The sequence below is a fragment of the Rhodococcoides kyotonense genome (assembly GCF_900188125.1).
GTDB lineage: Bacteria > Actinomycetota > Actinomycetes > Mycobacteriales > Mycobacteriaceae > Rhodococcoides > Rhodococcoides kyotonense.
On record NZ_FZOW01000001.1, the window covers coordinates 127,511 to 151,616 of the forward strand.

The 24,106-nt window shown below is 65.0% G+C and carries 23 protein-coding genes; 6 read left to right on the forward strand and 17 right to left on the reverse strand.

What is annotated here, in order from left to right; genetic code table 11:
- The 3 genes from CHB96_RS00520 to CHB96_RS00530 are packed head-to-tail and all read right to left on the reverse strand — an operon-like array spanning position 1 to position 2,517.
- Positions 1 to 1,209: an SPFH domain-containing protein gene (locus CHB96_RS00520; protein ID WP_089242634.1), complete on the reverse strand. Its 1,209-nt coding sequence runs from the start codon at positions 1,207 to 1,209 to the stop codon at positions 1 to 3.
- A gap of 4 nt (positions 1,210 to 1,213) precedes the next feature.
- Positions 1,214 to 1,645, reverse strand: a complete 432-nt coding sequence (locus CHB96_RS00525; RefSeq protein ID WP_089243012.1) for an NfeD family protein — start codon at positions 1,643 to 1,645, stop codon at positions 1,214 to 1,216.
- 59 nt (positions 1,646 to 1,704) lie between these two features.
- Positions 1,705 to 2,517, reverse strand: a complete 813-nt coding sequence (locus CHB96_RS00530) for a DUF3097 domain-containing protein (RefSeq protein WP_089242635.1) — start codon at positions 2,515 to 2,517, stop codon at positions 1,705 to 1,707.
- A 75-nt stretch (positions 2,518 to 2,592) separates the two neighbouring features.
- Between CHB96_RS00530 and CHB96_RS00535 the strand changes: the two genes are divergently transcribed.
- Complete coding sequence (locus CHB96_RS00535) at positions 2,593 to 3,414, forward strand: Rv1486c family protein (RefSeq protein WP_176444054.1); 822 nt, start codon at positions 2,593 to 2,595, stop codon at positions 3,412 to 3,414.
- Between the two features lie 30 nt (positions 3,415 to 3,444).
- On the opposite strand, the gene CHB96_RS00540 is transcribed toward CHB96_RS00535, so the two are convergent.
- From CHB96_RS00540 to CHB96_RS00575, 8 genes are all read right to left on the reverse strand, one after another.
- Positions 3,445 to 4,521, reverse strand: a complete 1,077-nt coding sequence (locus tag CHB96_RS00540; protein ID WP_089243014.1) for a ferrochelatase — start codon at positions 4,519 to 4,521, stop codon at positions 3,445 to 3,447.
- 95 nt (positions 4,522 to 4,616) lie between these two features.
- A complete protein-coding gene (gene inhA / locus CHB96_RS00545; protein WP_089242636.1) occupies positions 4,617 to 5,441 on the reverse strand; it encodes an NADH-dependent enoyl-ACP reductase InhA in 825 nt (274 codons plus the stop codon).
- Positions 5,442 to 5,503: 62 nt separating this feature from the next.
- Positions 5,504 to 6,226 (reverse strand): 3-oxoacyl-ACP reductase FabG1, encoded by a 723-nt coding sequence (gene fabG1 / locus CHB96_RS00550; RefSeq protein WP_089242637.1) that lies wholly within the window; start codon positions 6,224 to 6,226, stop codon positions 5,504 to 5,506.
- A 65-nt stretch (positions 6,227 to 6,291) separates the two neighbouring features.
- Complete coding sequence (locus CHB96_RS00555) at positions 6,292 to 7,284, reverse strand: VWA domain-containing protein (RefSeq protein ID WP_089242638.1); 993 nt, start codon at positions 7,282 to 7,284, stop codon at positions 6,292 to 6,294.
- On the reverse strand, positions 7,281 to 8,261 hold the full coding sequence (locus tag CHB96_RS00560) for a DUF58 domain-containing protein (protein WP_089242639.1): 981 nt from the start codon (positions 8,259 to 8,261) through the stop codon (positions 7,281 to 7,283). The genes CHB96_RS00555 and CHB96_RS00560 overlap by 4 nt, the downstream gene beginning before the upstream one ends.
- Complete coding sequence (locus tag CHB96_RS00565; protein WP_089242640.1) at positions 8,258 to 9,553, reverse strand: AAA family ATPase; 1,296 nt, start codon at positions 9,551 to 9,553, stop codon at positions 8,258 to 8,260. Before CHB96_RS00565 ends, CHB96_RS00560 begins: the two co-directional genes overlap by 4 nt.
- A 125-nt stretch (positions 9,554 to 9,678) precedes the next feature.
- Entirely contained in the window at positions 9,679 to 11,202 is a 1,524-nt protein-coding gene (locus tag CHB96_RS00570; RefSeq protein WP_089242641.1) for an NlpC/P60 family protein, read from the reverse strand.
- 416 nt (positions 11,203 to 11,618) lie between these two features.
- The gene (locus CHB96_RS00575) at positions 11,619 to 12,155 is read right to left on the reverse strand and encodes an Rv1476 family membrane protein (protein ID WP_089242642.1); all 537 of its coding nucleotides are present in this window, start codon (positions 12,153 to 12,155) and stop codon (positions 11,619 to 11,621) included.
- A gap of 342 nt (positions 12,156 to 12,497) precedes the next feature.
- Between CHB96_RS00575 and acnA the strand changes: the two genes are divergently transcribed.
- Together acnA and CHB96_RS00585 are read left to right on the forward strand one after the other, a co-directional pair.
- The gene (gene acnA, locus CHB96_RS00580; RefSeq protein WP_089242643.1) at positions 12,498 to 15,302 is read left to right on the forward strand and encodes an aconitate hydratase AcnA; all 2,805 of its coding nucleotides are present in this window, start codon (positions 12,498 to 12,500) and stop codon (positions 15,300 to 15,302) included.
- A 172-nt stretch (positions 15,303 to 15,474) separates the two neighbouring features.
- Positions 15,475 to 16,050, forward strand: coding sequence for a TetR/AcrR family transcriptional regulator (locus CHB96_RS00585; RefSeq protein ID WP_089243015.1), 576 nt, complete (start codon positions 15,475 to 15,477; stop codon positions 16,048 to 16,050).
- Here CHB96_RS00585 and CHB96_RS00590 read toward each other — a convergent pair.
- On the reverse strand, positions 16,047 to 16,307 hold the full coding sequence (locus CHB96_RS00590) for a helix-turn-helix domain-containing protein (protein ID WP_245865114.1): 261 nt from the start codon (positions 16,305 to 16,307) through the stop codon (positions 16,047 to 16,049). The two genes, CHB96_RS00585 and CHB96_RS00590, sit on opposite strands and share 4 nt — an antisense overlap.
- A gap of 92 nt (positions 16,308 to 16,399) precedes the next feature.
- Positions 16,400 to 18,031 (reverse strand): ABC-F family ATP-binding cassette domain-containing protein, encoded by a 1,632-nt coding sequence (locus tag CHB96_RS00595; RefSeq protein WP_089242644.1) that lies wholly within the window; start codon positions 18,029 to 18,031, stop codon positions 16,400 to 16,402.
- Positions 18,032 to 18,187: 156 nt separating this feature from the next.
- Between CHB96_RS00595 and CHB96_RS00600 the strand changes: the two genes are divergently transcribed.
- Genes CHB96_RS00600 through ku form a run of 3 tightly spaced genes read left to right on the forward strand, consistent with a single transcriptional unit; the run spans position 18,188 to position 21,126 of the window.
- A complete protein-coding gene (locus tag CHB96_RS00600) occupies positions 18,188 to 18,976 on the forward strand; it encodes an SDR family oxidoreductase (protein WP_089242645.1) in 789 nt (262 codons plus the stop codon).
- The gene (locus CHB96_RS00605; RefSeq protein WP_245865115.1) at positions 18,973 to 20,097 is read left to right on the forward strand and encodes a lycopene cyclase family protein; all 1,125 of its coding nucleotides are present in this window, start codon (positions 18,973 to 18,975) and stop codon (positions 20,095 to 20,097) included. The genes CHB96_RS00600 and CHB96_RS00605 overlap by 4 nt, the downstream gene beginning before the upstream one ends.
- A 51-nt stretch (positions 20,098 to 20,148) precedes the next feature.
- The gene (gene ku, locus CHB96_RS00610; protein ID WP_089242646.1) at positions 20,149 to 21,126 is read left to right on the forward strand and encodes a non-homologous end joining protein Ku; all 978 of its coding nucleotides are present in this window, start codon (positions 20,149 to 20,151) and stop codon (positions 21,124 to 21,126) included.
- A 56-nt stretch (positions 21,127 to 21,182) separates the two neighbouring features.
- Here ku and CHB96_RS00615 read toward each other — a convergent pair whose 3' ends face one another.
- From CHB96_RS00615 to sufC, 4 genes are read right to left on the reverse strand one after another with little or no spacing between them, the layout of a single operon-like run.
- On the reverse strand, positions 21,183 to 21,590 hold the full coding sequence (locus CHB96_RS00615) for a metal-sulfur cluster assembly factor (protein WP_089242647.1): 408 nt from the start codon (positions 21,588 to 21,590) through the stop codon (positions 21,183 to 21,185).
- Entirely contained in the window at positions 21,587 to 22,057 is a 471-nt protein-coding gene (sufU, locus tag CHB96_RS00620) for a Fe-S cluster assembly sulfur transfer protein SufU (RefSeq protein ID WP_089242648.1), read from the reverse strand. Before sufU ends, CHB96_RS00615 begins: the two co-directional genes overlap by 4 nt.
- A 1-nt stretch (position 22,058) precedes the next feature.
- A complete protein-coding gene (locus CHB96_RS00625) occupies positions 22,059 to 23,333 on the reverse strand; it encodes a cysteine desulfurase (RefSeq protein ID WP_089242649.1) in 1,275 nt (424 codons plus the stop codon).
- 2 nt (positions 23,334 to 23,335) lie between these two features.
- Positions 23,336 to 24,106, reverse strand: a complete 771-nt coding sequence (gene sufC, locus CHB96_RS00630) for a Fe-S cluster assembly ATPase SufC (protein ID WP_089242650.1) — start codon at positions 24,104 to 24,106, stop codon at positions 23,336 to 23,338.

A 24,106-nucleotide genomic window follows, 5' to 3' on the forward strand; every position in this document is an offset into this window, starting at 1 on the left:
TCAGGACTGCTGCTCGGGCTCCGGCGGCGGCGCCCATCCCGTATCCGGCTGAGACGCAGACAACTCGCCCAGATCGAGCCCCTTGGTCAAACTGGGGTCGGGCGCGAGAGAGGTGTCCACCGGCGTGCGTGCCACTGCCTCCGCAGCCTTGACCGCCTCCGCGACCGCCGGGTCCGACTTGGTCTCGAACCAGTCGGCTACCTCGGCCGAATCGTCTTCGGGCTTCGGCGCGTCGCCCCCTGTCGTGCTCGGCTCGAATCGGAAGACGCCGTCCTCGCCCTGCGCGCCGAGGTTCTTCGCGAACCCTTTCAATGCATCCCCGAAATCGCTGGGAATCATCCAGACCTTGTTCGCGTCACCCTGCGCCATCTGAGGCAAGGTCTGCATGTACTGGTACGCAAGCAATTCGGGTGTTGGCTTGCCCGCCTTGATCGCTGCGAAGACCTTCTCGATCGCCTTGGCCTGACCCTGCGCTTGCAGGTACTTCGCGGCACGGTCGCCCTGCGCACGCAGAATGCGCGACTGACGCTCACCCTCGGCCGTCAGAATCGCGGCTTGCTTGGAGCCTTCGGCGGCGAGAATGCGGCTCTGCTTGTCACCCTCGGCGGTCTTGATGGCGGACTCGCGATGCCCCTCGGCCGTCAGAATGGTCGCCCGCTTCTCGCGGTCCGCCTTCATCTGCTTCTCCATCGACTCCTGGATCGACGGAGGCGGATCGATGCTCTTCAATTCGACTCGGGCGACGCGCAATCCCCAGCGACCCGTCGCCTCGTCCAGCACGCCGCGGAGCTGACCGTTGATGGAATCGCGCGACGTCAGCGTCTCCTCGAGGGTCATTCCGCCGACGACGTTACGAAGCGTGGTCGTCGTCAACTGCTCGACGCCGACGATGTAGTTGTTGATCTCGTACACGGCCGCTTGGGGATTGGTGACCTGGAAGTACACGACCGTGTCGATGGACACCGTCAGATTGTCCTTCGTGATGACCGGCTGCGGCGGGAACGAGACCACGCGCTCGCGCAGGTCGACCTTGGCACGAATCCGGTCGACGAACGGAACGAGGAACGTCAGCTGTCCGGACACGGTCTTCGAGTATCGACCGAGACGCTCGATCACAGCGGCGTCCGCTTGTGGAACCAACGCAATCGATTTCGCCACCAACACGACGACGAGCAGAACGATGACGCCGAGAACGATGAGTGCTGCCATGAAGCTACGGTCCCCTCCACACGACGGCGGTTGCGCCGTCTATTTCCATCACGGTCACGGTGGTGCCCGGCGCGTACACCTCGGTCTCGTCGAGAGGACGCGCCGTCCACACTTCCCCGCCGAGCTTGATCTGACCTTCGTGCGCCGTAACCTGTTCCAGCACAAGGGCGGTCTTACCGGTCAGCGCCGCTGCGTTGGTCGGCAGAAGCGGTGGCTTCGAGAACTTGCGCAACAGAATCGGCCTGACGCCGAGAACCAGAGCGAGTGAGACGACACCGAAGACGATCGCATCGGCCCACACCGGAAAGTCCGTCACCGCCGAGATACCGGCCGTCGCCAATGCACCACCGGCGAGCATGAGCAGAAAGAAGTCTCCCGTCAGCGCTTCGGCCGCCGCGAGTACGACTCCTGCGATGAGCCAGATGATCGCCGCCACATCGACCATACAACCACAATTCGGACATCAGGCGGCGTAGCAGCTGCACACGGAGCAGATCAAGCTTCCGTGACGAAGTCGACGAGCCGCTCGACCGCTCCGATCAACGGCGCCTCGAGATCACGGAACGAGGACACCGACGCGTACACGTGACGCCACCCGTCCTTCGGCGTACCCCACCCGAGTTCACGACAGATCCCGGTCTTCCAGTCCTCACCGCGAGGAATCTTCGGCCACGCGGAGATCCCGACGGCCTTCGGGCGAACGGCTTCCCATACATCGATGTACGGATGGCCCGTCACGAGGACGTTCGGGCCGAGCGACGTCGTCATTCTCGATTCCTTGGAGCCCTCGACGAGGTGATCCACCAGAACCCCGACGCGACGCCCGGGGCCGGGCTGGAATTCCGCGAGCCGCTCCCCCAGATTGTCCAGACCTTCCAGATGCTCGACGACGACTCCTTCGACACGGAGATCGTGACCCCAGACACGTTCCACCAGGGCCGCGTCGTGCACGCCTTCGACCCAGATCCGGCTCGCCCGGGCAGTACGCGCCCTGAGGTTCTCCACTTTCGTCGAGCCGGACGCCGATCGCGTCGACGTCGGCTTCTTCGGGGCCTCCGAGGCGCGCACGAGTGTGACGCGCTTGCCGTCGATCAGGAACGCGGCTTCGCGCAGCGCGAACAACCGCGTCGTGCGCGCCGAATCCTCGAGCCGAACGAAATCGCCGTCGTAGGTGCGTTCGAATCCGACGACGGCACCGCAGTAGCCGCTGGCCGCGTCCTCGACGACGAGACCACGCTCGGCCGGAACCTGCGGCGCAGGCACCTTCCGCATCCGAGAGTGCCCCGCAAGAATGTCTCCGCCGTACATGTCCGTCACGGCCCACCACGCTAGCGGCCCCCATGACTGCACGCGCGTCGCCACGCCGTCCTATGCTCGTGAGTCGTGAGTTCTCCCAGTGCAAGTCTTGCCGTGTGGGCCAGTTCCTGGCTGGCCGGTCTCGGCGCGCCCGACGACGTCATCGATGCGCTGACGGAATGGGCGCCCATGCATCTCCTCGTCGCGGGCGACGAACGATCCGCCGACGCCACCGGCCTGTCGTGGCCAACCCCGCGCGCCGACGGTGTCGCGGGCCTGCTCACGGTGATCCGGCGGCATCTTCCGACCCAGCGGACCGAGCCGGGCATCCAATTGCTGTTGCCGCACCCGGGCGCCACGACCAACCTCCCACCGAACACCCCGTTCTCTCGAAGTGCCATCGTGGCCGAACAGGCTGTCGTCGTAGGCGATTCGGGTACCACGGGCCTCGGAATAGTCCCCACCGTCGAGGGTCCCGACGTACTGCGTTGGACGGTGTTCGTCATCGATGTACCGCCGGCTGCGGCCAACGACTTCACACTCGGACAGGCCGAATACGCGATGCGCGACGCCGTGCGCGGTGCCGCCGACGCCCTGGGCTCGTTGCAGTCGCTGCCCACTCGATCCGACCTCGGTGACCCCCGTACCAGGATCGCCGCCGAACTCGCCGAGTTCTCACGGCATCGCTACCCGGCGGAGACACCGGAACGCGCACTCAGAGTGCTGGAGTCCGCCGACCGCGTCGCTGCGATCCTGTCCGTTGCAGGGCATTCGTCGCCGACCGAGGAAGCCACCGCCCGTTCCGCTGCAGCGCGAGAAGATCTGATCAGGCCACTGTGGACCGCGGTTCAATCTGCGCGCCTCGGTGCCGTGACGGCGAGTATCCAGTCGAGCGTGCCCCGACGCTGACGAGCTCTATCAGGCGTCCTCTGTCAGGCGTCAGACACGGGCACCGGCGCGTGTCGGCCGCGTCGGCTGCTCGCAGCACTGCAAGGCGCACCGCGCTCCGTTGAGTGTCGACCCGTAACGCGGCACCTCACCGACGCCGCGCGGAGCGCCTTCGGCGACGTACTCGCGAACCAGTTCGACGACCATCTGAGCGAACCGACGATCGGTGCCGGGGGTAGCTGCGCGGGCGAACGCCATGCCCAGCTCGCGTGCCTTGTCTTCGGCCTCGGTGTCGAGATCCCACACGACCTCGAGATGGTCCGAGACGAACCCGATCGGGCACACCACGACACTGTCGACGCCCTTGGCCGACAACGACTCCAGGTGATCGCAGATGTCCGGTTCGAGCCACGGGATCTGCGGCGGGCCCGACCTCGACTGCCAGACGACGTCGTAGTCGTCGATGCCCGACGCGGCCGCCACCAGTCGCGATGCTTCGGCGACCTGCCTGCTGTAGAGGTGTCCGCCGTCCTCCGGAGGTCCCGCGTTGGCGTCGGCGGCATCCGGAATGGAGTGGGCCGTGAACACCAGGCGTGCGCTTGCGCGGCGTTCGTCGGGGAGGGACTCGAGGGCGGAAGTGACCGCGTCGGAGAACGCGCCGATCATCGCCGGGTGGTCGTAGTACTGGCGAATCTTCACGAGGTCGGGCGCATCGTCTCCGACGGCGCCCCGAGCCCGAGCGATGTCTTCGTGGTACTGACGGCATCCGGAATATCCGCCCCACGCGGACGTCGGGAACACCAATGCGCGCTGCACGCCGTCGGATGTCATCTGCGCGACGGTGTCCTCCACCATCGGATGCCAGTTCCGATTGCCGAAATAGACAGGAAGGTCGATGCCCGCCGACGCGAGTTCCGTCTCGATCGCCGCGATGATGTCACGGTTGAGAGCGTTGATCGGCGACACACCGCCGAAGTGCATGTAGTGCTCGACCACCGCGTCGAGGCGTTCCGGCGGTACGCCTCGTCCGCGGGTGACGTTCTCCAGGAACGGCCGCACGTGAGCGGGTTCTTCCGGCCCGCCGAACGAGAGAACGAGGAGGGCGTCGTAGCCCGAGGACGTCGTCATGATCTCCATTGTGCGCCGCGCGCTCGTGTGACCGAACACGCACCGCCTCGTGAGTGGAAATGTGTACCAGGGCACACATTTCCACTCACGACGAGTTACATGCCTTCGGGCAGGTACGTGTTGTGGCTCGCGCCGCCGTCGACGTAGACGATCGACCCGGTGGTGCCCGGAAGCCAATCGGACAGCAACGCGACGACCGACTTGGCGACGACGGTCGGGTCGTCGTAGTTCCAGCCGATGGGAGACGCTGCATCCCAGTACTCGTTGAGCTGGTTCATCTTCTGCGCGTCACCGGTGGCGGTGCCTGCGATGGCCTTGGCAGCGAGGGTGCGGATAGGTCCCGCGGCAACGAGATTCGATCGAATACGCTTGGCCTGGCCGACCTCGCGAGCGACGTACCGGTTGACCGATTCGAGCGCGGCCTTCGCCACACCCATCCAGTTGTAGTACGGCATAGCGGTACGCGGATCGAAGTTCATGCCGACGATGGAGCCGTCCTCGTTCATGACCGGCAGCGCGGCGCGAGCGAGCGAGGCATAGCTCCACGCGGAGATCTCGAACGCCTTGGCGGCGTCGGGGCCTGGACCGTCGAGGAACGGCTTGGCATCCGGACCCATCAGGGTGCGCGGCGCGAACGCGATGGAATGCAGAACGCCGTCGAGTCCCTCCGGTGCGACCTCACGCACGCGATCGGCAAGTGCCGCAAGGTGTTCCTCGTTGGTCGCGTCCAGCTCGATGGCCGGCGGCACCGGCTGCGGCAGCCGCTGCGCGATGCGGTCGATCAGGCGCAACCGGTCGAACCCGGTGATGATGACCTTGGCACCTTGGTTCTGAGCCATCGCGGCCGCGTGGAACGCGATCGATGCATCGGTGATGATGCCGGTGACGAGAATTGTCTTGCCTTCGAGCAGTCCGCCCATGTGTCTTCCTTACCGAAATCGAATCGAAACGAGAAAAAATATCTGACCGTCGAGCGAGAACCTCAGTGCCCCATACCCATACCGCCGTCGACGGGGATGACCGCACCGGAGACGTACGCCGAGTCGGGGCCTGCGAGAAAGCTGACGACAGCAGCGACGTCCTCGGGCTGGCCGAGGCGCTGCAACGGGATGAACTCCTTTGCCTTGCTGCGCAAGTCGTCGGGCAGCTCGGCGGTCATGTCGGTCTCGATGAAACCGGGCGAAACGACGTTCGCCGTGATCGAACGCGAACCGAGCTCACGAGTGATCGAACGCGCCATACCGATGACGCCCGCCTTGGACGCTGCGTAGTTGATCTGGCCCGGGCCGCCACCGAGCGCGACGACGGAACTCAGGAACACCATGCGGCCCCATCGTGCGCGCAGCATCGCGCGGTTGGCGCGCTTCGCAACTCGGAACGCACCGGTCAGGTTCGCGTCGAGGACACGCTCGAACTGCTCCTCCGTCATACGCATCAGCAAGGTGTCGTCGGTGATGCCTGCATTGGCCACGAGCACCTCGACGGGACCCTGCTTCTCCTCGACCTCCTTGAAGGCCGCATCGACCGACGCCGAATCGGTCACGTCGCACTTCACGCCGAAAAGACCATCGGGCGCACCCGAGCCGCGATGCGTGACGGCCACCTTGTGGCCGTCGGCGGAGAGGCGTTGTGCGATGGCGAGGCCGATGCCTCGGTTACCTCCGGTGACGAGCACCGATCGTGCGATGAAGTCGGGTGTGGACATGCCTGCAACCTATCTGTTCGTGCGGAAATGACAAAGCAGCGCTACTGGTGAGTAATAACAGCGAATCACGGCAATCTTTGCCGAAGGACCAAAGCGGTGCCCAATCCCGTTGCGGTGAAAAGGACTCCGAGAATCAGCCAAGGCCGACTCGCGTCTCCACGGGTGACCTCGAATCCGATCTGTTCCTCGAGTGTGTCGTACACGGCACGAAGTTCCTCCAGTGAGGATGCTGTGAAGAAACTCCCGCCCGACAGGTCCGCGATCTCACGCAGCGACGGATCGTCCACGGGGACCGGCACTCTCTCGACGCCGGAATCGTCCTCGATGTCGACCGTTCCGTAACTGGTTCCGAACGAGATGGTCGAGATCGGCACGTTCTTGTCCTTGGCGGCACGGGCAGCCGTGTATCCACCGCGCGGATCGTCGGGACTCTCCGGAACGGTCTGCTTACCGTCGGACAACAGCACGATCCGAGCGGGCGGGGCTGCGTCACCACCACCGAGGACGGCACCGAGCGTGTCGATCGATTGCAACGACGTGAAGATGGCCTCACCGGTCGCGGTGCGCTCGCTCAGTTGCAGCTTGTCGATCGCCGCCTTGGTGGCCTCTCGATTCGCCGTCGGCGACACCAACACCGATGCCGTACCCGCGAAGGCCACGAGACCGAGGTTGATACCGGGCGTCAGCCCGTCGGCGAACGACTTGCCCGCTTCCTGCGCCGCGGCAAGACGGGAGGGCTCGACGTCGGTCGCTTCCATCGACAGGGACACATCGATGACGAGCATGACCGTCGCGCGGTTCCGCGGTACCCGCTGATCCGATGTCGGCCCCGCCAGTGCGACGGTCAGCAGCAGTAGCCCTACCAACACCAGCGCCGTGGGAACGTGCCGCCAATATCCGGGACGTGTGGGCGCGACCTTCTCGAGAAGGTCCATGTTGGAGAAGCGCAGCGTGTGCTTGTGCCGGGAACGCTGTACGACGACGTACCCGACGACGAGGCCGATGACGACGAGCAGGAACAGCAGCCACCACGGCGACGTGAAATCCGACAGGCTCACCGGCGACCCGCCCGGGCATTGTTGACGGCACTCGCACCGAGTGTGTGACGGCGCGACGAGACGAACCTGACGACGTCGGCGATCCAGTCACCGTCGGTCCGCAGTGTCATGCGCGGCGCCCCGCACCGACGCAACGCGCGCTCGACGTCGGACCGGTGAGTCGCGGCCGCGTCGGCGAAGTCCGACCGCAGTCGCGGTGTCACGCTGAATTCGCGGGTGCGTCCGGATTCGGGGTCGTGCAGCACCACATCTCCGATGTCGGGTAATTCGAGGTCGCGAGGATCGACGACCTCGACCGCCAGCACATCGTGCCGGGCCGAGATCGCGCGCAGAGAGCGCTCCCAGTCGATCTCGCCGAGGAAATCGCTGATCACGACGGCCATTCCACGCCGCCGTTGCGGGCGACGCAGCGACTCGATCGCCCCCTGGAGGTCTCCGCGCACACCGTCGGCGGCACTCGGCGTGGTGGCTATCGTGCGCAACATCGACTGCAGATGAATGCGTCCACTCCTGGCGGGAATGCGTGTCGTGCGCTCACCCGTCGCGACGACGGCGCCGATACGGTTGCCTCCCCCGCTGGTCAGGTGTGTGATCGCCGCGGCCGCCGCCACCGCGAGGTCACGCTTCTCGCATCCGGTCGTGCCGAAATCCAGGCTGGCGGAGAGATCGATCACCATCCACGTCTCGAGCTCACGGTCGGCAACGGATTGACGGACGTGCGGATGCGTCGTGCGTGCGGTGACCGACCAGTCCATTTGGCGAACGTCGTCGCCCGGTTGATACTCGCGCGCGTCCCCCGGCTCGGAACCCGGTCCGGGAATCAGACCCAGGTGGTCTCCGTGCAGGACACCATCGAGACGACGACGCACGGTGAGCTCGAGTGTCCGCAGCGCGGCTGTCAGCGTCGGGTCGCGAAGCTCGCCGCTCCGGAAGGACGGCGGACGCGCTTCGGCCGACCGGGCTGTTGCCCCGCTCACTGCTTCTGGCTACCCACGGCCGGTGTGTTCCCTGCAGGCTTGTCCAGAGACGGTGCCGGTGCGCCGGGCTGCTGCCCGTTACCGTGAATCGGCCCAGGCCCCTGCTGGGGTCCGTTCTGTTGCGATGCGTTCTGTTGCGGTCCCTGCTGCTGAGGTGCCTGCTGGAGCGGTCCGTGCTGCTGCGGGACTCCGGCCGGCTGCTGAGGTGCCTGCTGATGAGCCACCGGCTGCTGCGGACCCGGTACCGCCTGCGGCGAGACCTGGGGCAGTCCGACGGTCTGCAACACCCGGGTGATGACGTCCTCCGGTGTCACCTCGTCGGCCAGCGCGTCGTACGACAGCACGAGACGGTGACGCAGTACATCGGGGATGACTTCGAGCACGTCCTGCGGGACGACGTAATCACGCCCGCGAAGCAGGGCAAGCGCGCGTGATGCGGAGATGATGCCGAGCGTGGCGCGCGGTGACGCTCCGTACGCGATCCAGCTGGCGACGTCGTCGAGACCGAGCTGCTCCGGCGTTCTGGTCGCGGCGATGACCCGCACGACGTAGTCCACCAACGCATGGTGGACGAACACCGAGCTCGCGACGTTCTGCAGCCGCACCAGTTCGACGGGGTCGAGAATCTGCTTGGGCGTCGGCACCGCCGTTCCCATGCGGTAGACGATCTCGCGCTCTTCCTCGACGGACGGGTAGTCGACGACGATCTTGAAGAGGAAGCGGTCGCGCTGCGCCTCGGGAAGCGGGTACACGCCCTCGTTCTCGATCGGATTCTGCGTCGCCATGACGAGGAACGGGTCGGGCATCGGGAAGGTCTTTCCACCGATCGACACGTGCCGCTCCGCCATGACTTCCAGCAGTGCGGACTGCACCTTCGCGGGCGCGCGGTTGATCTCGTCGGCGAGGACGAAATTCGCGACGACCGGACCGAGTTCGGTGTCGAATTCCTCGCGACCCTGCCGGTAGATGCGAGTACCGATGAGGTCGGTGGGCACGAGGTCGGGCGTGAACTGCACGCGAGAGAACGATCCCCCGACAACCTTCGCGAACGTCTCGACCGCGAGAGTCTTGGCGACGCCTGGGACGCCCTCGAGCAGAACGTGGCCACGGGCCAGAAGACCGACGAGAATGCGCTCGACCAACCGATCCTGACCGACGATCACTCGTTTGACCTCGTAGACGGCCTTCTCGAGCGTCCGAACATCGTGCGCGAGTCCGGCACCGTCCGTCCGGCTGGAACCGCCCCCGGTCGGTACGCTGCCGTTCGATTCGCTGCCGTCACGTGATGTCACCAAGAATTCACCGCTTTCACTCGCATCGTCTCTCGGGCACGTCGGTGTCCCCCCGTCAACTATTCCAGGTGATGCTCGCGCGTGCGACGAAGGCCGACGCAAGGCTGCCGGCGGCACCCACCCACTCAGGACACCATACGCACGGCGTAGGGCGTCATACCGCTGTATCGCACGGGTGACACCTTGACGACATCGCCGGACTGCGGCGCCTCCAGCATCTTGCCGTCGCCCAGATAGAGCGCGACGTGCTGACTCGCATTGGGACCGTAGAACAGCATGTCGCCCCTCTTCATGTCCGAGGACGGCACTTGCTTGCCTGCGGTGTACTGATAGCCCGTGTAGTGCGGGAGAGAGATTCCGAGGCCTGCGAACGCGTAGATCATCAATCCCGAGCAGTCGAATCCGACCTTGTTGTAGTCGCCGTAGCTGTCGGCGACCCCGCCGTCGCGGATGCCCTTGGTCGGTCCGTTCTCGTCGCCGCCGCCCCATGAGTAGGGCACGCCGAGCTGCGACATTCCGCGGTCGATAGCCAGTTCGACAGCTGCGCTACCAGTGAGTGACGGGTTGCTCTGGCCCGAACTCCTGGGTTTCTTCGGGGTGGGCGTACTGGTCCCGGAGCTGCTGTCGGAGCCGCTGCTCGAATCGCTTCCCGAGTCACTGCTGGAGTCGTCGATGTCGGTGTGCGCGCGCTGGCCCTCCGCGGCCGCGGCAGCCGCGGCAGCCGCCGCTTGGTTCGCTGCAACTCGCGCTGCCGCCTGTACCGCGGCTTCTCGGGCGGCAGCAGCCGCAGCCGCGATCGCGGCATCCTCGGCCGCTTTCTGCTGTTCCCACGCCGAGTACGCGACGCGTTGATCCTGCAGGCCGGCCACTTCGGAACGCGCCGAGTCGAGTTGAACCTGCGCCGCATCGCGCTGGCCCTCGATCGCGACCTTCTGCTCCGCCTGGGCCTGCAATGCGGCACGAGCGACTGCGATCGCCTCTTCCGCCTCTGCCTTCTTGCCCTCTGCTTCCGCGGACGCCGCGTCGGCCTGCTGCTTGGATTCGCGCGCCGACGATTCCTTGTTCGCCTGTTCCGTACGTGCTCGCTGCAACCCGTCGAGAACCGCATTCTGACTGTTCGACAGGACCTTCAGCACCTGCGCGCGATCGAGGACGTCGTCCGGACCCGTCGATCCCAGGAACGACGCGACGGACGCGACACCGGTCCCCTGCGTGTAGCTCGATCGTGCGAACTCGTCGAATTTCGTCTGCGCGGCCTGGATCTGCGTTCCCGCGTCGGCCAGAGCTTGCTGCGCAGTGACGACGAACTGCGCTGCTAGGTCCGCCGCGTCGCGCGCGTTCTGCAGGTCCACGAGCGCTTTGTTGACGTCCTCGCGCTTGATCGCGACGTCGTCGTCCAGTTGTGCGAGCTGTTGATTCGCCGCAGCGACCTGATTGATGAGGTCACCGACTGCACCGAGTTGGGAGTCGACACGCGAGCCCGCAGCAGCGATGTCGGAGTCCGATGGATTGGGCGGCGGAGGTGGCACAGCGGCAGCGGTTCCCGACACCGCACTCGTCAACGCGACCACGAGGCCGGCCCCGACCAGCAGTCGAGCAGTACCCGAGAACGCGCTGCGGCGAGTGCCGCGGAATGCTCGTCGCCTCACGAAATATCTCCCTCGCTCCGGCACTCGCGACGCTCGAAACGAACGTCGTCGCCGGACGAGCGGGTGGCTCACACCCACGTCGGATGCGCCTGTCTTGCTCGCCGAGCAGGGAGAAAGCACGCAGCAACACGACAGGTGCAGACCACATCAGCCACACCCGAAGCATCGGCTACCCGTATCCCCACGGATAGACCTCTGCCCTCTGCGACACTCCTTCCCCAGCAGTGCCAATGGCACCGTACGACACTTTGCCCTCTAATGAAACTCCAGTCACAAAGAACACATTTGTAATTCGACCTGCGAAAACGCGCTGAACTCGCGGTATGCCGGAAACAATTCTTCGGTCTTTTTCCGGACACGACGAAAAACGCCCCGACCGTCGAGGTCGGGGCGCCGAAGAGGTCCGCTGGGACCCGTCAGGATTCGGTGGTCTGCACCGTGGTCGACCGTCGCCGGATCTTCGCAACGGCCGTGGCTGCTGCGGCACCCGCGACGATCACGACGATGACTCCGGTCATCAACGCCCAGGGCGTCTGATCTCCGACGAGTTCGTCGACGAAGTTGTCCGCCGCGACCACGGGATCACCCGTGTACGTGCGGTCCTGGCCGGCCTCCAGGGTGACGCGGCTGACCGTGTCACTGAACGATCCGACCTGACCTGGACTGAGTACGAGCACCGTGCCGCCGTCCTGCGCGCCGACCGCCGTTGCGAGGTCTCGCAACTGCGAATCGTGCGACGGGTTGTTCTCGACGACGACGATGCTCAGATCGATGCCGTTGTCCTCGGCGCGGTCCACGGCGCCGAGCAACGCGTCCTCGATGGACGGAGGCGCGCTGACGCCGGTTTCCCGAACCTCGGCCACGATCGTGTCCACATCGACACCGGGGGGAACATCCGCGGCAAGCGGAACGAAGGCCGCGAGCGGGGCAATGGCAAGGAACGGTTCAGGCATCTCTCGTCCAGTCGAATAAACGCGGCTTCACTTCTCGATCGGGGTACGACCGCACCGCACAGACCATAGCGGCAAGGGCTGGCCGAGCCGGTTCGGCCCGCCGAAGGTGTAGGCCTCGACCCGACGCTCCCCACATTGCGAAGCCACCGCACCGTGCGCGAGGATCGAGGGCGCAGGGCACGCATGCAGCAATGTAGGCTGCCCTTCGTTTCAACAGGACAAGCGTACTGTTAGACTCGACATCGAGACGCCAGCCGTGCCAACCGGCGCGCGAGAAACGTCTCGCTTCAACCGTCGACACAGCCCCGTCGGCGGTGTGCCTCATAGACGAGTGGAGCTGAAGTGACCGCCAGTAATGATTCATTCGGTGCAAAGGGCACCCTCGAAGTCGGAGAGAACTCGTACGAGATCTTCCGCCTGTCGGCCCTGCCCGGCGCCGAGAAGTTGCCCTACGCGCTGAAGGTCCTCGCGGAGAACCTCCTTCGCACCGAGGACGGTGCCAACATCACCGCCGACCACATCCGTTCGATCGCGTCGTGGGACCCGTCCGCGGACCCCAGCATCGAAATCCAGTTCACCCCTGCGCGCGTCATCATGCAGGACTTCACCGGCGTTCCCTGTGTCGTCGACCTCGCGACGATGCGTGAAGCCGTCACGACCCTCGGCGGCGACCCGAACAAGGTCAACCCGCTGTCCCCCGCCGACATGGTCATCGACCACTCGGTCATCCTCGACGTCTTCGGCAAGGCCGACGCACTCGAGCGCAACGTCGATCTCGAGTACGAGCGCAACGGTGAGCGGTACCAGTTCCTTCGTTGGGGCCAGGGCGCGTTCGACGACTTCAAGGTCGTCCCCCCCGGCATGGGCATCGTCCACCAGGTCAACATCGAGTACCTGGCACCGACGGTCATGACCCGCAAGGGCCAGGCATACCCCGACACCTGCGTCGGCACCGACTCGCACACGACGATGGTCAACGGCCTCGGCGTTCTCGGCTGGGGCGTCGGCGGCATCGAGGCCGAGGCAGCCATGCTCGGCCAGCCCGTCTCCATGCTCATCCCCCGCGTCGTCGGCTTCAAGCTGTCCGGTGAGATCAAGCCGGGCGTCACGGCGACCGACGTCGTGCTCACCGCGACCGAGATGCTCCGCAAGCACGGTGTCGTCGGCAAGTTCGTCGAGTTCTACGGCAAGGGCGTCTCCGAGGTTCCGCTGGCGAACCGCGCGACCCTCGGCAACATGAGCCCCGAATTCGGTTCCACCGCAGCGATCTTCCCGATCGACGAAGAGACCATCAACTACCTGCGCCTCACCGGCCGCAGCGACGAGCAGCTCGCTCTCGTCGAGGCGTACGCGAAGGAACAGGGCATGTGGCACGACCCCGAGAACGAGGCCGTGTACTCGGAGTACATCGAGCTCGATCTCGGCGACGTCGTTCCGTCGATCGCAGGGCCGAAGCGTCCGCAGGACCGCATCCTTCTGTCGGACTCGAAGGTCGCATTCCGCAAGGACATTCACAACTACGTCGAAGAGAACTACCCGACCGAGCACACGCAGCTCGACGAGGCAGTCGAAGAGTCGTTCCCGGCATCCGATCCGGCCACGCTGTCCTTCGCCGACGACGGCGCAGTCGACGTGCAGTCCGCCGCGTACGGTTCCGACGGTCGTCCGAGCAAGCCGGTCCGCGTCGTCACCGACGAGGCAGGCGAGTTCGTTCTCGACCACGGTGCAGTCGTCGTTGCAGGCATCACGTCCTGCACCAACACCTCCAACCCCTCGGTCATGCTCGGTGCAGCGCTGCTGGCTCGTAACGCCGTCGAGAAGGGCTTGTCCACGAAGCCGTGGGTCAAGACGAACATGGCGCCGGGTTCGCAGGTCGTCACCGACTACTACGAGAAGGCCGGCCTGTGGCCGTACCTCGAGAAGCTCGGCTACTTCCTCGGCGGCTACGGATGCACCACGTGCATCGGTAACACCGGCCCGCTGCTCGAGCCGATCTCGAAGGCGATCAACGACAACGATCTCTCGGTCACCGCGGTCCTGTCCGGTAACCGTAACTTCGAGGGTCGCATCTCCCCCGACGTCAAGATGAACTACCTGGCCTCGCCGCCGTTGGTCATCGCGTACGGACTCGCGGGAACGATGGACTTCGACTTCGAGAGCGACTCGCTCGGAACGGATCACGAGGGCAACCCCGTGTTCCTGAAGGACATCTGGCCGTCGTCGCAGGAGATCGAAGAGACGATTCAGTCCGCGATCAGCCGTGACATGTTCAGCAAGTCCTACGAGACCATCTTCGCCGGCGACAGCCGTTGGCAGAACCTGTCCACCCCCGAGGGTGACACGTTCGAGTGGGATCCGAAGTCCACGTACGTGCGCAAGCCTCCGTACTTCGACGGCATGACGATGGATCCGGAACCCGTCAAGGACATCAAGGGCGCCCGCGTCCTCGCGCTCCTGGGCGACTCGGTCACCACCGACCACATCAGCCCAGCAGGACCCATCAAGTCCGGAACCCCTGCCGCGCAGTACCTGGATTCGCACGGCGTCGAGCGCAAGGATTACAACTCCCTTGGTTCGCGTCGCGGCAACCACGAGGTCATGATTCGCGGAACGTTCGCGAACATCCGGTTGCGCAACCAGCTCCTCGACGACGTCTCGGGCGGCTACACCCGTGACTTCACGCAGGAAGACGGCCCGCAGGCCTTCATCTACGACGCGTCGCAGAACTACCAGGCCGCCGGCATCCCGCTCGTCGTCCTCGGCGGTAAGGAATACGGTTCGGGATCGTCGCGCGACTGGGCTGCCAAGGGCACGTCTCTGTTGGGTGTCAAGGCCGTCATCACCGAGTCGTTCGAGCGCATCCACCGCTCGAACCTCATCGGAATGGGTGTTGTCCCGCTGCAGTTCCCGGCAGGCGAGAGCGCGAAGTCGCTGAAGCTCGACGGAACCGAGACGTTCGACATCATCGGTATCGAGAAGCTGAACGAGGGCGTCACGCCGAAGACGATGTCCGTCACGGCAACGAAGACCGACGGCAGCAAGATCGAGTTCGACGCAGTCGTGCGCATCGATACCCCCGGTGAGGCGGACTACTACCGCAACGGTGGCATCCTGCAGTACGTGCTGCGCAACATGATCAGGGGCTAGGCGCCACACGCTGGTGCCGCATCGTCGGCCCAGCACGCGCGAAGCGCTCACGACCATGACACCGGTGGATTCGCCACTGTGCTCGTGGTCGTGAGCGCTTTGCGTTGATGGCTACCTGTCGGCGAAGACGGCCGAGAGAGCGAACCAGCTGTCCGACGAAGGAGGAGTGCACTTGCCCAAGGTCAGTGAAGACCAGTTGGCTGCGAGGCGAAGCGAGATCCTCGACGGGGCCCGTCGATGCTTCGGCGAGTTCGGGTACGAAGGTGCGACGGTTCGTCGGTTGGAAGAAGCCACCGGGCTCTCGCGTGGCGCGATCTTCCACCACTTCAAGGACAAGGACGGACTGTTCCTCGCACTCGCGCAGGAAGATGCGCGGCGCATGGCCGAGGTCGCCGCCAACCAGGGCCTCGTTCAGGTGATGAGAGACATGCTCGAACAGCCCGACCGATTCGAGTGGCTCGGTACGAGGTTGGAGATCGCCCGCCGTCTACGTACCGACGCGGAGTTCCGCGAGAGCTGGTCGGAGAAGTCCGCCGAGTTGACCGACGCGACCCTCGCGCGTCTCGAACGGCAGAAGACCGCGGGCCGTCTGCGTGACGACGTACCGAAGGACGTCATGCTCGACTACCTCGACCTCGTGTTGGATGGCCTGGTAGCCCGAATCGCGTCCGGGCAGGGCGACAAGAACCTGTCCGCGGTGCTCGATCTCGTCGAGGAGTCCGTGCGAAAACAGGAGACGAGCGGCTAGTCCGTCCGGTCCGTTCTCTTTCTCCGATTCGGACCACCGCGCGTACGCAGCGGTGTGTCCGACTCGGCGAGCACCTTGTGCACGAATCCGTACGACCGACCTGTCTGCTGCGCCAGAACTCGGATGCTGGCGCCAGCGGTGTACTGCTCCACGAGCTGCGATCTCAGCCGATCACGCGAATCACCGGTGATACGTGCGCCTTTCGAGTACCCGGCTTCCCCCGCGGACACTGCACCGCTCGATCGCATTCGTCCCATGGCGTCCTCCAGTCAGCGACATACACTCACCGAAAACCCCCGTCCGTTCAGGGTAGAGGAGGCCGCGGCTGCGCCATCGGAGAACAGCCGAATCACGCCAGCTGAATCAGCTCCAGGTAGTCCTGCGACCAATGGTCCTCGGTGCCGTCGGGCAGCAGGATCACACGCTCCGGTGACAGCGCCTCGGCCGCACCCGGATCGTGTGTCACGAGAACCACCGCACCCTTGTAACTGCGCAACGCGTCGAGGACCTGCTCACGTGAGATGGGGTCCAAGTTGTTGGTCGGCTCGTCGAGAAGCAGAACGTTGGCAGCCGACGACACGAGCCCGGCCAGTGCCAGTCGGGTCTTCTCACCACCGGACAGCGTTCCTGCCGGCTGCTCCAACTGCGGGCCGGTGAACATGAACGCACCGAGCAGCGACCTCAGCTCCTGCTCCCCCGTGTCCGGAGCCGCGTGACGAATGTTCTCCCACACGCTGGCGTTGTCATCGAGTGTGTCGTGCTCCTGCGCGAAGTAGCCGACGCGAAGCCCGTGGCCTGGTTCGAGTGCACCCGAGTCGGATTTCTCGGTCCCGGCGAGAATCCGCAGCAGCGTCGTCTTGCCTGCACCGTTCAACCCGAGTACGACGACGCGGCTGCCGCGGTCGATTGCCAGGTCGACGCCTGCGAAGATCTCCAACGACCCGTACATCTTGGTCAGGTTCGACGCCATCAGGGGCGTCTTGCCGCACGGCGCAGGCTCGGGGAATCGAATGTGCGCGACCTTGTCGGACACGCGCTCGGCATCCAGATTGGCGAGCAACTTGTCGGCGCGCTTCGCCATGTTCTGTGCCGCAACGGCTTTCGTCGCCTTCGCCCCCATCTTGGCCGCCTGGGCACGCAACGCGCCCGCCTTCTTCTCGGCGTTCGCGCGTTCGCGGCGTCGACGCTGCTCGTCGGTGGCACGCGCGTCGATGTACTTCTTCCAGTTCATGTTGTAGATATCGGCCTCACCGCGCACGGCGTCGAGGAACCAGACACGATTGACGACGTCGCCGAGCAATTCGACGTCGTGGCTGATGACGATGAGTCCACCCTCGTGGTTCTGCAGGAAGCCACGAAGCCAGTTGATCGAGTCGGCGTCGAGGTGGTTGGTCGGCTCGTCGAGCAGAAGCGTGGTGTCGGACCTGCCGCCACTACCGTCGGATGCGGCGAACAGAATGCGTGCCAACTCGACTCGACGACGCTGTCCACCGGAGAGCGTGCGCAGCGGCTGCGCCAGGATGCGATCGGGCAATCCGAGACTGTTGGAGATCCGTGCGGCTTCGCTCTCTGCCTCGTAGCCGCCCAACGACGCGAAACGCTCTTCGAGTGCGCTGTACTTCCGCACCGCCTTGTCGAGACGATTTTCGTCGGCGACCTCCTCCATCAGCGCCTGCTGCTTCTCCATCTGACGCAGCAGAGTGTCGAGGCCGCGAGCGGAGAGCACCCGGTCCTTGGCCAGCACGTCGAGATCGCCCTCTTTGGGGTCCTGGGGTAGGTACCCGAGGTCGCCGCTGCGAACGACTTCGCCTGCGTACGGCTCGCCCTCCCCCGCAAGAATTCGCAACGTGGTGGTCTTGCCTGCGCCGTTACGCCCGACGAGCCCGATGCGGTCTCCGGCCTGCACGCGCAGCGCAGGTCCAGGGGCGGACAGCAACGTGCGGACACCGGCACGAACTTCCAAGTCGGTGGCGGTGATCACGCATGGGCTCCTAGCGATTGTGGGCAAGTGTCATCGGCGAGGCGGGCAGCAACGCGGTGAATGGTGCTCGAGACGCGCCCGAGCAACCACTCATTTTAGCTGCTCCCGGAGTGTGCTTACGCCACCCTGCCCAGTGACCCCGGTAACGTCTCGCGCATGACCACCGCGAACGCAGCACACGAGAAGGATCTGACCGGCCGAGTTGCTCTGGTCACAGGAGCGAGCCGAGGAATCGGGAAAGCAATTGCCGCCGAACTGCTGTCCCGCGGCGCAGCCGTGACGATCACGGCACGCAAGCCCGAACCTCTCGCCGACGCGGCCGAAGAACTGCTCGCGGCGGGCGCCGACGGAGCTCGCGTTCTCGGGGTGCCGGGGAACGCAGGCGACGCAGAGTCTCGACGCGACGCGGTGGCACAGACGATCGCGACGTTCGGCTCGCTCGACATTCTCGTCAACAACACCGGCATCAACCCCGTGTACGGCTCGCTCATGGAGGCCGATCTCGACGGCGTGAAGAAGATCTTCGACACCAACGTCGTCGCCACACTCGGTTTCGTTCAGGAGGCCTACCGACAGTGGATGGGTGAGCACGGCGGCGCGGTCGTCAACCTCGCCAGTGTCGCCGGAATTCGCTCGACGGGAGTCATCGCCGCGTACGGCGCGTCCAAAGCTGCCCTGATCCGTCTGACGGAAGAACTCGCGTGGCAGCTCGGCCCTGCCATTCGCGTCAACGCCGTCGCGCCCGGAGTCGTCAAGACGAAGTTCGCCGAGGCGTTGGTCGCGGCAGGTGAGGACAAGGCGTCGGCGATGTATCCGATGAAGCGCCTCGGCACCCCGGAGGACGTGGCGTCGCTCGTCGGGTTCCTCGTGTCCGACGAGTCGTCGTGGATCACCGGCGAAACCGTGCGGATCGACGGCGGGCTGCTGGCCACCGGAGGGCTGTGAAACCGATCGGCTCGCCTTCGGCCGACCTCGTCGTCGTCGGGTTGGGACCTGCCGGACGGTCGCTGGTTCACCGCGCGTCGAACGCAGGGATCGACGTCCTGGGTGTGGACCCACACCCGAATCGAGTGTGGACACCGACCTACTCCGCATGGGCCGACGAGCTTCCGGACTGGTTGCCTGCGTCGGTCGTCGCGACGTCGACCACCCACCCCGCGGCGTGGACGACCCGGCGGCAATCGATCGGTCGGACGTACTGCGTGCTGAACACCGGTGCGCTGCAGCAGGCGCTCGAGGTGAAGCCATCCGACATCGTCGCGGCAAACGCGTCGACGATCCGCGAGAACGTGGTCACGTTGGCCGACGGCACGATCGTCCGCGGGCGCACCGTCGTCGATGCCCGCGGTTCCGTGGGCATCATCGGACTCGCCGAACAGACTGCCTACGGCATCGTCGTCGACCGCGCAGTGGGCGAGACACTTCTCGAGGGTGAGGGCGCCTGGTTCATGGACTGGCGCCCGGACAACGGCTCCGACAGCGCCGACACGCCCAGCTTCCTGTACGCGGTCGCGCTCGACGAGAATCGCATTCTCCTCGAAGAGACATGCCTCGTCGGGACACCTGCGCTCGACCCGGCCGTCTTGCGAGACAGACTCGTGGAACGGCTGCGCCGCCGTGGATTCGAGCCGACGGGCGCCGAAGCCGTCGAACGGGTGAAGTTCGCCGTGCAGCCTCCACCACGCGATCGCGCCGACCACGGAGTGCGACGGTTCGGGGCCCGTTCCCCGCTGATGCATCCGGCCACGGGCTACAGCGTCGCCGCCTCGCTCGCGACGACGGATGCGTTTCTCGACGCGGTGACGACCGGCCGGTCGCCCGTGACGCCGTCGATCTGGGCCGTCCAGCGGCTGCGCAACTTGGGGCTTCGAACCGCGTTGAACCTGGAAGCGCGGCAGATTCCGCACTTCTTCGCAAGCTTCTTCGCGCTGCCGGTACCGCTGCAGACGGCGTACCTGTCCGGTCGAAGCGACCTGCGCGGCACCCTGTCTGCAATGACACGGATGTTCCCGACACTGCCGCCGAGCGCTCGTCTCGCGATCGCGAGAACCGTCGTCGGCAGATGAATCGGGCCTTACGCTCGACACGACTGACGTTTCTCGGGAATCATGAACCCCATGCGTAGCATCTGGAAGGGATCGATCGCCTTCGGGCTCGTCAACGTGCCGGTGAAGGTCTACTCCGCGACGGAGACTCACGACATACGGTTCCACCAGGTCCACGCCAAAGACGGCGGTCGCATCAAATACGACCGGGTGTGCTCGGAGTGCGGAAAGTCGGTGCAGTTCGCCGACATCGACAAGGCGTACGACTCGCCCGACGGCGACCGAGTCATCCTGACCGACGACGACTTCGACAAGCTCCCGGCAGCGGAGAAACACGAGATTCCGGTCCTCGAATTCGTGCCGACCGACCAGATCGACCCGATCCTCTACGACAAGAGCTACTTCCTCGAACCCGACTCGACGTCTCCCAAGGCGTACGTGCTGCTGAGGCAGACGCTGCTCGAAACCGAACGCACCGCGCTCGTGCACTTCACTCTGCGGCAGAAGACGCGTCTCGCGGCGCTGCGGGTACGCGACGAGACTCTGGTGATCCAGACGCTGCTGTGGCCCGACGAAGTGCGGGCCGCGGAGTTCCCGTCGCTCGACGATGCACCCGAGGCACGGCCGCAAGAGGTGAAGATGGCGACGTCGTTGGTGGAGAGCATGTCATCCGACTTCGACCCGACCGAATTCACCGACGACTACCAAATCGAACTGCGCAAGTTGCTCGACGACACCATCGCGAACGGCGGCGAGAAGGTCATCCACACCGAGGAGGAATCCTCGGACGAGGGTGAGGACGCCGAGGTGGTCGACTTGGTGGCGGCCCTGCAGCGCAGCGTCGAAGCAGCGGGTCGGAACGCCAAGAGTTCGTCCACGGAATCGTCCGAGAACCCCCCGGCCAAGAAAGCACCCGCCAAGAAGACCGCAGCGAAGAAGGCTCCTGCCAAAAAAGCTGCCGCCAAAAAAGCGCCGGCCAAGAAGACCGCAGCGAAGAAGAGTCCCGCGAAGAAAGCCGACGACGACGGTCAGGCGCGCAAGGGCGCCTGAGTCGCTCGACAAAGAGGTACGACCAGGTGGCTACCTGGTCGTACCTACGAATCCATCTAGACGGTGAAGCCGAGCGCCCTGAGCTGCTCGCGGCCGTCCTCGGTGATCTTGTCCGGGCCCCACGGCGGCATCCAGACCCAGTTGATCTTCAGGTCCGAGCACAGGCCACTGCGCACGAGCGCGCCACGTGCCTGATCCTCGATGACATCGGTCAGCGGACACGCCGCAGACGTCAGGGTCATGTCGATCGTGACGATGTCCTCGGTGTCGATCTTGATGTCGTACACGAGACCCAGGTCGACGACGTTGATACCGAGCTCGGGATCGACGACGTCGCGCATCGCCTCTTCGAGATCTTCGAGTACCGCGATCTCCTCGGCGGTGAGTTCGACGGGCGCCGACTCACCTTCCGGTGCCTGCGGTCCCCCAGCTGCCTGTGTATCCGCTGCCTGTGTTTCGGTCATGCTTGCTGTCCTTCGGATCGAGCGGGAGTTTCTTCTACTATTCGAACAACCGCGTCCTTGAAAGCCATCCACCCCAGCAACGCGCATTTGACGCGCGCTGGATACTTCGACACTCCGGCGAAAGCAATTCCGTCACCGATGACGTCTTCGTCACCTTCGACGCTACCCCTGCTTCCGACCATCTGACTGAATGCGTCGACGATCTGCAGCGCCTCCGAAACCGATTGTCCGACGACCTGATCGGTGAGCACGGACGTCGCAGCCTGGCTGATGGAACATCCCTGGCCGTCGTACGAGACGTCTGCGACCGTGCCCTCGTCGTCGATGTGCACTCGAAGTGTCACTTCGTCGCCGCACGTCGGGTTGACGTGATGAACCTCGGCGCCGAACGGCTCACGCAGGCCACGGCCGTGCGGATGTTTGTAATGGTCCAGGATCACGTCCTGGTACATCTGCTCCATCCGCATGTCACGCCACCTCGCCTGTTCCGAAGAAACTCTGCGCACGCTGAATGGCGGCGACCAGTGCATCGACCTCGTCGAGCGTGTTGTAGAGAGCGAACGACGCCCGTGCCGTGGCCGCGACACCGAACCTGCGATGCAGAGGCCAGGCGCAGTGATGCCCGACGCGGATCGCCACACCCTCGTCGTCCAGGATCTGACCCAGGTCGTGTGCGTGAATGCCGTCGACGACGAACGAGACGGCCGAACCTCGGTCCACGTTGTCCGTAGGCCCGATGACGCGCACGCCGTCGAGCGCGGCGAAGCGTTCCAACGTAGCGCCGACGAGACTGTGCTCGTAACCGGCAATGCGGGCCATGCCGATCTTGTCGAGGTAGTCGACTGCAGCTCCGAGCCCGACGACCTGCGACGTCATCGGCACGCCTGCCTCGAAACGCTGAGGCGGCGGCGCGTACGTCGTCTTTTCCATCGTCACGGTTTCGATCATGGAGCCACCCGTGACGAACGGGGGCATCGCGTCGAGCAGCGCAGCCTTGCCGTACAGAACACCGACGCCCGACGGCCCGAGCATCTTGTGTCCGGAGAACGCCGCGTAGTCGACATCCAGAGCATGAACGTCGACGCTCATGTGCGGCACAGATTGGCATGCATCGAGTACGACGAACGCGCCGACGGCACGAGCACGACGCACCAATTCCGCGACCGGCGCGACCGCACCGGTGACGTTCGACTGATGCGTGAACGCGACGACCTTGACGGCTTCGGTCAGCTCGAGCGAATCCAGATCGATTCGGCCGTCGTCGGTGACGCCGTACCAACGCAGCGTGGCGCCGGTACGACGCGCGAGTTCTTGCCACGGAACAAGATTCGCGTGGTGTTCGAGCTCGGTGACGACGATCTCGTCACCGGGACCGACACGATGCTCGAACCGATCGTCACCGAAGACGTACGTCACGAGATTGAGCGATTCGGTGGCGTTCTTGGTGAACACGATTTCGTCGACGTCCGCCCCGACGAACGACGCGATCGCCGCTCGCGCACCCTCGTAGGCGTCGGTTGCTTCCTCCGCGAGCTGATGTGCGCCGCGGTGAACCGCGGCGTTGCACGTCAGCAGAAAGTCGCGTTCGGCGTCGAGAACCTGAAGCGGACGTTGGGACGTGGCCCCCGAGTCGAGGTACACCAACGGCTTACTGTCGCGAACTTGTCGCCCGAGAATCGGAAAGTCGGCGCGAATGGTGTCGACGTCGAACGTATCGATCTTCGAAGCCACTGGTGCCTCCATCCTTACAACGTCGCGGTCTGCGTGAATCCTGCGTATCCGTTGGCCTCGAGCTCGTCGGCCAGTTCGGCGCCGCCGGACTGAACGACCTTGCCGCCGACGAACACGTGCACGAAGTCGGGCTTGATGTAGCGCAGGATTCGCGTGTAGTGCGTGATCAGCAGGACACCACCGTTCTCGCGTTCGCGGTACGTGTTGACGCCCTCGGACACGACTCGGAGTGCGTCGACGTCGAGGCCGGAGTCGGTCTCGTCGAGGATCGCGATCTTCGGCTTGAGCAGACCCAGCTGCAGGATCTCGTGACGCTTCTTCTCGCCGCCGGAGAAGCCCTCGTTGACGCTGCGCTCGGCGAACTCTTCCTTGATCTCGAGTTCGCCCATGGCCGACTTGACTTCCTTGACCCAGTGACGAAGCTTCGGAGCTTCGCCGCGGACCGCGGTCGCTGCGGTGCGAAGGAAGTTCGACATCGACACGCCTGGTACCTCGACCGGGTACTGCATCGCCAGGAACAGGCCGGCGCGCGCCCGCTCGTCGACGGACATCTCGAGCACGTCCTCGCCGTCGAGCGTGATGGTGCCGGAGGTGACGGTGTACTTGGGGTGGCCTGCGATCGCGTAGGACAGCGTGGACTTGCCGGAGCCGTTGGGGCCCATGATCGCGTGCGTCTCACCGGACTTCACCGTGAGATCCACACCCTTGAGGATGTCGATGGAAGGAGCGTTCGGGTCCGACTGTGCGACGCTGACGTGCAGATCGCGGATTTCGAGCGTGGACAT

Bases quoted from the DNA above. Each gene is read 5' to 3' on its own strand.
- CHB96_RS00625 (WP_089242649.1), bottom strand. From the start codon at position 23,333: ATGGAGGCACCAGTGGCTTCGAAGATCGATACGTTCGACGTCGACACC.
- ku (WP_089242646.1), top strand. From the start codon at position 20,149: ATGCGTAGCATCTGGAAGGGATCGATCGCCTTCGGGCTCGTCAACGTG.
- CHB96_RS00590 (WP_245865114.1), bottom strand. From the start codon at position 16,307: ATGGGACGAATGCGATCGAGCGGTGCAGTGTCCGCGGGGGAAGCCGGG.
- CHB96_RS00615 (WP_089242647.1), bottom strand. From the start codon at position 21,590: ATGACCGAAACACAGGCAGCGGATACACAGGCAGCTGGGGGACCGCAG.
- CHB96_RS00520 (WP_089242634.1), bottom strand. From the start codon at position 1,209: ATGGCAGCACTCATCGTTCTCGGCGTCATCGTTCTGCTCGTCGTCGTG.
- sufC (WP_089242650.1), bottom strand. From the start codon at position 24,106: ATGTCCACGCTCGAAATCCGCGATCTGCACGTCAGCGTCGCACAGTCG.
- CHB96_RS00575 (WP_089242642.1), bottom strand. From the start codon at position 12,155: ATGCCTGAACCGTTCCTTGCCATTGCCCCGCTCGCGGCCTTCGTTCCG.
- fabG1 (WP_089242637.1), bottom strand. From the start codon at position 6,226: ATGTCCACACCCGACTTCATCGCACGATCGGTGCTCGTCACCGGAGGT.
- CHB96_RS00540 (WP_089243014.1), bottom strand. From the start codon at position 4,521: ATGACGACGTCCTCGGGCTACGACGCCCTCCTCGTTCTCTCGTTCGGC.
- inhA (WP_089242636.1), bottom strand. From the start codon at position 5,441: ATGGGCGGACTGCTCGAAGGCAAGACAATTCTCGTCACCGGCATCATC.
- sufU (WP_089242648.1), bottom strand. From the start codon at position 22,057: ATGCGGATGGAGCAGATGTACCAGGACGTGATCCTGGACCATTACAAA.
- CHB96_RS00530 (WP_089242635.1), bottom strand. From the start codon at position 2,517: ATGTACGGCGGAGACATTCTTGCGGGGCACTCTCGGATGCGGAAGGTG.
- CHB96_RS00600 (WP_089242645.1), top strand. From the start codon at position 18,188: ATGACCACCGCGAACGCAGCACACGAGAAGGATCTGACCGGCCGAGTT.